This window comes from Roseibium sp. RKSG952, assembly GCF_009711355.1.
The window spans coordinates 1-6,690 of the sequence record NZ_SMMF01000747.1 but is presented as its reverse complement, the minus strand read 5'-3'; the positions used below and the strand labels follow the sequence as shown (position 1 = coordinate 6,690).

5 protein-coding genes and 1 tRNA gene are annotated in these 6,690 nt (G+C 56.5%); 4 read left to right on the top strand and 2 right to left on the bottom strand.

The genetic code is table 11. The features are described from left to right. Window positions 1-114 precede the first annotated feature (114 nt). Window positions 115-822: a transporter substrate-binding domain-containing protein gene (locus E1297_RS05435; RefSeq protein WP_155134948.1), complete on the bottom strand. Its 708-nt coding sequence runs from the start codon at window positions 820-822 to the stop codon at window positions 115-117. A 548-nt stretch (window positions 823-1,370) separates the two neighbouring features. On the opposite strand from E1297_RS05435, the gene E1297_RS05430 reads away from it, so the two are divergent. Further along, entirely contained in the window at window positions 1,371-2,654 is a 1,284-nt protein-coding gene (locus tag E1297_RS05430) for an O-acetylhomoserine aminocarboxypropyltransferase (protein WP_155134945.1), read from the top strand. An 83-nt stretch (window positions 2,655-2,737) separates the two neighbouring features. Here E1297_RS05430 and E1297_RS05425 read toward each other — a convergent pair whose 3' ends face one another. Beyond that, entirely contained in the window at window positions 2,738-3,859 is a 1,122-nt protein-coding gene (locus E1297_RS05425; protein WP_155134943.1) for a COX15/CtaA family protein, read from the bottom strand. A 146-nt stretch (window positions 3,860-4,005) separates the two neighbouring features. Here E1297_RS05425 and E1297_RS05420 point away from each other — a divergent pair, with 146 nt between their 5' ends. From E1297_RS05420 to E1297_RS05410, 3 genes are all read left to right on the top strand, one after another. Beyond that, window positions 4,006-4,221, top strand: coding sequence for a DUF2842 domain-containing protein (locus tag E1297_RS05420; RefSeq protein ID WP_155134938.1), 216 nt, complete (start codon window positions 4,006-4,008; stop codon window positions 4,219-4,221). A gap of 542 nt (window positions 4,222-4,763) precedes the next feature. Continuing rightward, on the top strand, window positions 4,764-6,392 hold the full coding sequence (locus E1297_RS05415; protein ID WP_155134935.1) for an undecaprenyl-phosphate glucose phosphotransferase: 1,629 nt from the start codon (window positions 4,764-4,766) through the stop codon (window positions 6,390-6,392). Between the two features lie 112 nt (window positions 6,393-6,504). Beyond that, a tRNA-Pro gene (locus E1297_RS05410) sits at window positions 6,505-6,581 on the top strand. The last annotated feature ends 109 nt before the right edge of the window (window positions 6,582-6,690 follow it).

Here is a 6,690-nt window from a genome sequence, read left to right as displayed (position 1 = left end):
CCTTTCAAGGCACTTTATGCCTTGAAAGGCTTCCCTGTGAAAGAGCGCTTCAGATTGAGCAACATACGTTGTGTTGCACTTCGCGCTTGAGGTCACCACCCCCCGTCACGCCGGTTACTTCCGATGAGCCAACCACCCGTTAAATTCCTGCTGCAAGGCTGTTTCGTCCTTGGCGAATAGAAAAACCTTGTCGGAGTGGGTGTAGGGCTTGTCAGGAAAAACGGCGCATAATCCGCTGTTCTGATCCTCCAGATACACCGCCTCGATGGAATCGGTGAACATCACATCGGCCTTGTCGCGCTTCAGATAATCGAACGGCATCTGGTTATTGGGCACAATGATCAGGATGGCGTGTTTCAATCTTGCGAGTGCAAACTTCTCATTTGTCCCACCCCTGTTTTCGACCACCCGGACGCTGGGCTGATCAATCTCCTTGAGGCTTTCATAATCGCCCTGCTCCCCGCAGCGGACCAAGGCCACTTTGCCCGTACGCGCAACCGGCTGAGACATTAGCGCCTTTTCGGCGCGGCCCGGCGTAGACGAAATGCCGCCAACGGCGACCTGAAAGTCTCCGTCCGTCAGATCCTTCATCAGGTCAGGCCATGTCGTCTTGACGAATTGGATCCTGTAGCCCTTGTCCTTCGCAAAGGTTGAGATCAGGTCAATCGCCCTGCCCTCGTATGTGCCTGTCAACGGATCCTGCCAGGTCAACGGTTTGTAGTCACCGGCGGTACCGACCTTGAGGACCGGCTCAGCGGCAACGGCGTCTGATGCCCAACCTGCAAGCAGGATCAGAACTGACAACGCGATGCGGTTGCGCATACTTCCTCCATCGAACAAGCGGCCTGATGATGCAGATCGGAAATCTTGCCCCACCGCATACAAAAAGCAACCCAAACCTTGCCCTTGGGGACCGCCTGTAACATCCGCAGCAAGTATGCTCGCAAAGAAGGTCTCGCGTTTGAAAGAGTGATGCGTATCCAGGCGTCTTGCTCCTGCTCTACGGTGCCGTCCGGCCTTGTTTGAGCTGACTGCTGCGGTTGATCACGTCAACAACAGACTTGACCATTATGTGAGCAGCACCGGATGACGGCTACCGGCATCACGACTTTTGTGGCACGCAACAAGATACGTCGCAGTACGGTTAGTGAGCCGCAGAAGCATAACATGCCTGTCAAAAACGCGGTGGGGATAGCCTCGGCCCAACCTGCCAAAGCACGCGGCAAGCATGCATCAACTTGCCCCTAACCGATTGTTCATGCGCCATAAACCGATTTCGCTTCAAAACATGCGATTTCACTCTCATGAGCCTTTGACCTCGCTCCGGGCTTCAGCCACACTGCCGCCGGCAAAAATGGTGGAGGGCATCCATGAGCGAGCGAGTACCCGGTTTTTCAACATTGGCGATCCACGCGGGCGCACAACCAGATCCGTCGACGGGGGCCCGCGCGACACCGATCTATCAGACGACATCCTTCGTTTTCGATGATGTCGATCACGCTGCCTCCCTGTTCGGCCTACAGGCATTCGGCAACATCTACACCCGTATCGGCAACCCGACGACCGCTGTTCTTGAAGAACGCGTCGCGGCTTTGGAAGGCGGCACGGCGGCTCTGGCCGTCGCATCCGGCCACTCGGCACAACTCCTGGCCTTTCACGCGGTCATGCAGCCGGGCGACAATATCGTGGCTGCCAACAAGCTTTATGGCGGGTCGATCAATCAGCTGAACCATTCGTTCAAGAATTTCGGCTGGGAAGTGAAATGGGCCGATCCCGACGATCTCAATTCGTTCGAGGCGGCGATCGACGAAAACACCAAGGCCATCTTCATCGAAAGCCTGGCCAATCCGGGCGGCATCGTCACCGACATGAGTTCGATCAGCGCACTTGCCAAGGCAAAGCGTATCCCGCTGATCGTCGACAACACGATGGCGACCCCCTATCTCTGCCGCCCGATCGAACATGGCGCGGATATCGTGGTGCATTCCCTGACCAAATTCATCGGCGGTCACGGCAACTCCATGGGCGGTATCATCGTCGATGGCGGCAGTTTCGACTGGTCCGCAGATGACCGCTTTCCAATGCTGTCCCAGCCGCGCCCGGAATATCAAGGCATTGTTCTGCACGAGACCTTCGGCAATTTCGCCTTTGCCATTGCCTGCCGGGTATTGGGCCTGCGTGATCTCGGTCCGGCCATTTCCCCGTTCAACGCCTTCATGATCCTGACCGGCCTCGAAACCCTGCCGCTGCGCATGCAGCGCCACTGCGACAACGCCAAGAAGGTCGCCTTGCATCTTGCCGGTCACGACAAGGTCAGCTGGGTGTCCTATGCCGGCCTTCCCGACGACAAGCACCATAGCCTGCAGCAAAAATACATGCCCAAGGGCGCAGGCGCTGTTTTCACCTTTGGCGTTCAAGGCGGCTATGACGCGGGCGTGCGTCTGGTGTCAAACACCGATCTATTCTCGCATCTTGCAAATATCGGTGATACCCGCAGCCTGATCATCCACCCGGCCTCGACCACCCACCGGCAATTGTCGGACGACCAAAAAACGGTGGCAGGTGCGGGTCCGGACGTGGTGCGTGTCTCGATCGGCCTTGAGGATGTCGAGGACATCATCGCCGATCTCGATCAGGCCCTTGCCAACGATTAATCACGGCAAAAGAACAAAAAGCCCGCCGATTGGCGGGCTTTTTTCGTTCTGCGTTGGATCACTGGCGTTTGACCAGTCTGCCATCATGCCCGCTGCCGGATCGGATACTGCCCTTTCAACGACGCGATGTAATCAACCGCAGCTGCAAGCACGAACACAGCGAACCCCTGATGAAACAGTGCAGTTCCGAGCTGGTGCATGGACACCTGCCCCGTGAAAGTTCCAAACCCGAGCAGGGTCACGATCCCCATCACCATCTGAAGAAAGATGAAGGCCCCGAGATGAAAGGCAGGCAGCCGGACGGACTTGCTGGAGCTGACCCGGCAGGTCCGCCAGACGAGATAAAATCCGGCTGCCACCAGCAGATAAGCTGTAACACGGTGCTGGAACTGCACAGTCAGGACGTTTTCAAAGAAGTTCAGCCACCACGGCGAGATGCTCAGCAAGCCGGAAGGCACCAAATCCCCGTCCATCAAGGGCCACGTGTTGTAGGTGAATCCGGCATTCAGGCCCGCCACCAGCCCGCCGAGAAACAGCTGCACAAACACAAGCGCAAGCACCAGATATCCGACCGGCAACAGACGGTCGCGTTCAACCGGTTCTGTGTCCTGCTTGGGCGCAAGACGCCGGGCGATCCAGAACAGATAGGCAAAGATGAAAAAAGCCAGGGTCAGGTGGGTCGCGAGCCGGTATTGGCTGACATCGGTGCGTTCAACGAGACCGGAGGCTACCATCCACCAGCCAACCGCCCCTTGAAGCCCTCCGAGAAACAGGCCGAATACCAGCCGGGGCTTCAGGAAGGGTTCCAGTCGTCCCTGCATCCAGAAGATCGCCAGCGGAACAAAGAAGGCAACGCCGATAAACCGGCCAAGCAATCTGTGCCCCCACTCCCACCAGAAAATGAACTTGAACTCTTCAAGGCTCATCCCCTTGTTGATCAGCTGGTATTCCGGGATTTGGCGGTACTTTTCAAATTCCTCCTGCCATTCGGCAAGAGACAGCGGCGGGATCGCACCATGAATGGGCTTCCACTCGGTGATCGACAAACCGGATTCCGTTAGCCGCGTCGCCCCGCCCACGACCACCATGGCGAGGATCAGCAGACAAACACCATAGAGCCACCATCGGATGTAGGCCCGGTCCCGGGCAATTTCGGCTTCGGACTTGAGCTTTGCATCAGACGTGTGGGTCGCGGAAATCGACATGAGAATGCTGGCTTTTCCTGATCGAGGGTTTGACCTGTGACCCGGTCAGATATAGGTGCTGGAGCAAATCGGCAAGTGATACCGCCCCGTTTGCGACACTTGACCGCCCACAACCAATGGCCCTATCCGGAGTTCAGGTAACACAAATGGTCCCGTCGTTTCGCAAGTTCATCGGCATGGTTGCCCTCGTCGTGTTTGTCATTTGCTACGCGTTTTTTGCCATGGTGATCGGCGACATGACCCTCCAAACGGCTCCGGGCTGGGCTGTCTTTACCTATTTTGCGGTTGCAGGTCTGGCCTGGGTGATCCCTGCTGGCGCCATCATCTGGTGGATGGAACGCCCGTCGCGCCAAAAAAGCTGATCTGGGCAGACCTGCACAAACGAACCTGATCATACCTTCTGCCGAAGCGAAAGAAGATATTTTTCGCCCCTTGTGTCCATCGGCTTGCCGGAAAGCCGGCTGAATTTTCCGGCAGCCGCTATCACTTCGTTTGTATGCTGATCTGCTTCAGTGACGATGAACATATTTTGGCACGCGCATGTCGCCGGCAGCGGCATCACACGCCAGATCGACGGTTAAATCCTCAGAAGAGGCGTTTCGATCCCGGATTTTCTCAGCACGGCGACACCTTTTTAAGCGGGAGGGTCTTTTCTGATGGATAATCCTGATGCTTTATCTGGTATTCACTCCGGTGAGCAATGTTTTTCATAACGGTAACTACAACTGACAATTTCCTGAACGACAGTTATCACTGATACTCGTTCTTATCAGAAGGAACAGGAAACCCAGGGATCCGGGCATTGGACAATGCTGCCCGTATCAGGCTGCAAATAACACTTCGGAAACAGTTCCCGGCGATAGTGCCGCCGATTTGCAATCGGACTGAATTGGCGAGTTAGCCTATGAAAACGCGGGACCCAAACAGCATATCCAAGATCCCGGGAAAAGGCCGGGGTTTGGGCTTGCGGCTGTCGGAAGGGCTGCGGCAAGTGGCGCATCCCAAGTCCGGGACGGGTCCGAACACGCAAGACCTTGCGAATACCCCCGAGCCAGCCGAAGAGGCAAAAACGGAAAGCACCGTGCTCAGCCCGGAGGCGTTGAAAATTGCCGCACAACTTGCCGACAATGCGATATCGGTTCCGGTTCTGAAAGGTGCCGTGCGCTTCACAGACCTTCTGATCGTTTTCACAACCGGTATCGGGTCCCTGATCGCAACCTCACCGGCTTCCGTTTCCATTGACGTTGCGCAAGGGATGGCGCTGGTTTTTGCAACACTCGCCTTCCTAGCTTCCTTTCAGGTGGCGGATTGCTATCAGGTGCCGGTCTTGCGGAACTTGTTGTCACAGCAAGGCCGTATTCTGGCGGGCTGGGCGGCTGTGTCTGTGTTGCTTTCAGTAGTCGGCGTTCTGACGGGGTTGGATCAGATGTTGTCCACCTCATGGCAAGTCAGTTGGTTTGCCTCGGGCTTGATCGGGTTGCTGCTCGCGCGCAGCCTGGTTTACGCCTTTGTCCGGCATTGGATGCAAAATGGCCGCCTTGAACGCCGCGCGATCATTGTTGGCGGCGGAATACCCGCCGCTGATCTGATCCGGGACCTTGAAAGCCAGCCAAATGCCGGGATCCGAATTTGCGGCATATTTGACGACCGGTCGAATGACCGCTCTCCTCCGGTTGTCGCCGGATATCCGAAACTCGGCAACATGACGGCTCTTGTCGAATTTGCGCGGCTTGCCCGCATCGACATGCTGATCGTGTCACTTCCACTGCGGGCAGAGCGGCGGATCGTCCAACTGCTCAGCAAGCTTTGGGTCCTGCCGGTTGAAATCCGTCTATCTGCCCATACCGAAAGGGTCCGGTTCCGCGAACGCAGAACATCCTTTATCGGCGCCATCCCCTTTGTTGACGTCATCGAGAAACCGCTTGCGGACTGGGACATTGTTGCAAAACGGATTTTCGATCTGTTTTTCGGCAGCCTCGCCCTTGTCGTTCTGAGCCCGCTCATGCTGGGAACGGTGATTGCGATCAAACTGGACAGCAAGGGGCCGGTTCTGTTCCGGCAAAAGCGATTCGGTTTCAACAACGAAGTTATTGAAATCCTGAAATTCCGCTCGCTTTACCAGGAAATGGCGGACCCTGACGGCACCCGATCCGTCACCAAGGGAGATAGCAGGGTGACGAGGGTCGGGCGTTTTATCCGGAAAAGCTCGATCGACGAACTCCCTCAGCTTTTCAATGTCTTGAGCGGATCGCTTTCTCTGGTCGGCCCCCGTCCGCACGTGCTCCACGCCCATACCGACAACATCACCTGGGACGACGTGGTAGACGGTTATTTCGCCCGCCACAAGGTGAAGCCCGGCGTCACCGGCTGGGCCCAGGTCAACGGTTGGCGCGGGCAAGTCGACACACCTGAAAAGATCCAGAAGCGGGTTGCCTGTGATGTCTACTACATCGAGAACTGGTCAATCCTGTTCGATTTCAAGATCCTGCTCCTGACCCCTTTCCGGCTGTATAATACGAAAAACGCCTTTTGAACCGCGCTTGATGCATCCATAGCCAAAGTCGGATCGAACAGCTGTGGACCCATCACAAACTGGCAACATCCTGCTTGCGTCGATGCCCCGAACCGGCTAGGTAAGAGCCGTTCGGGCAGTAGCGCAGCCTGGTAGCGCACTTCACTGGGGGTGAAGGGGTCGTCGGTTCAAATCCGGCCTGCCCGACCAACAAAATCAAAAAGACTGGTGTTTTTGTGCCGTCGCGGAGTGCTCGCACTCAAAGCTCCCACACGTAACAGCCCTCTCTTGTAGCGCGCCATTTCAGATGGCAAATCGC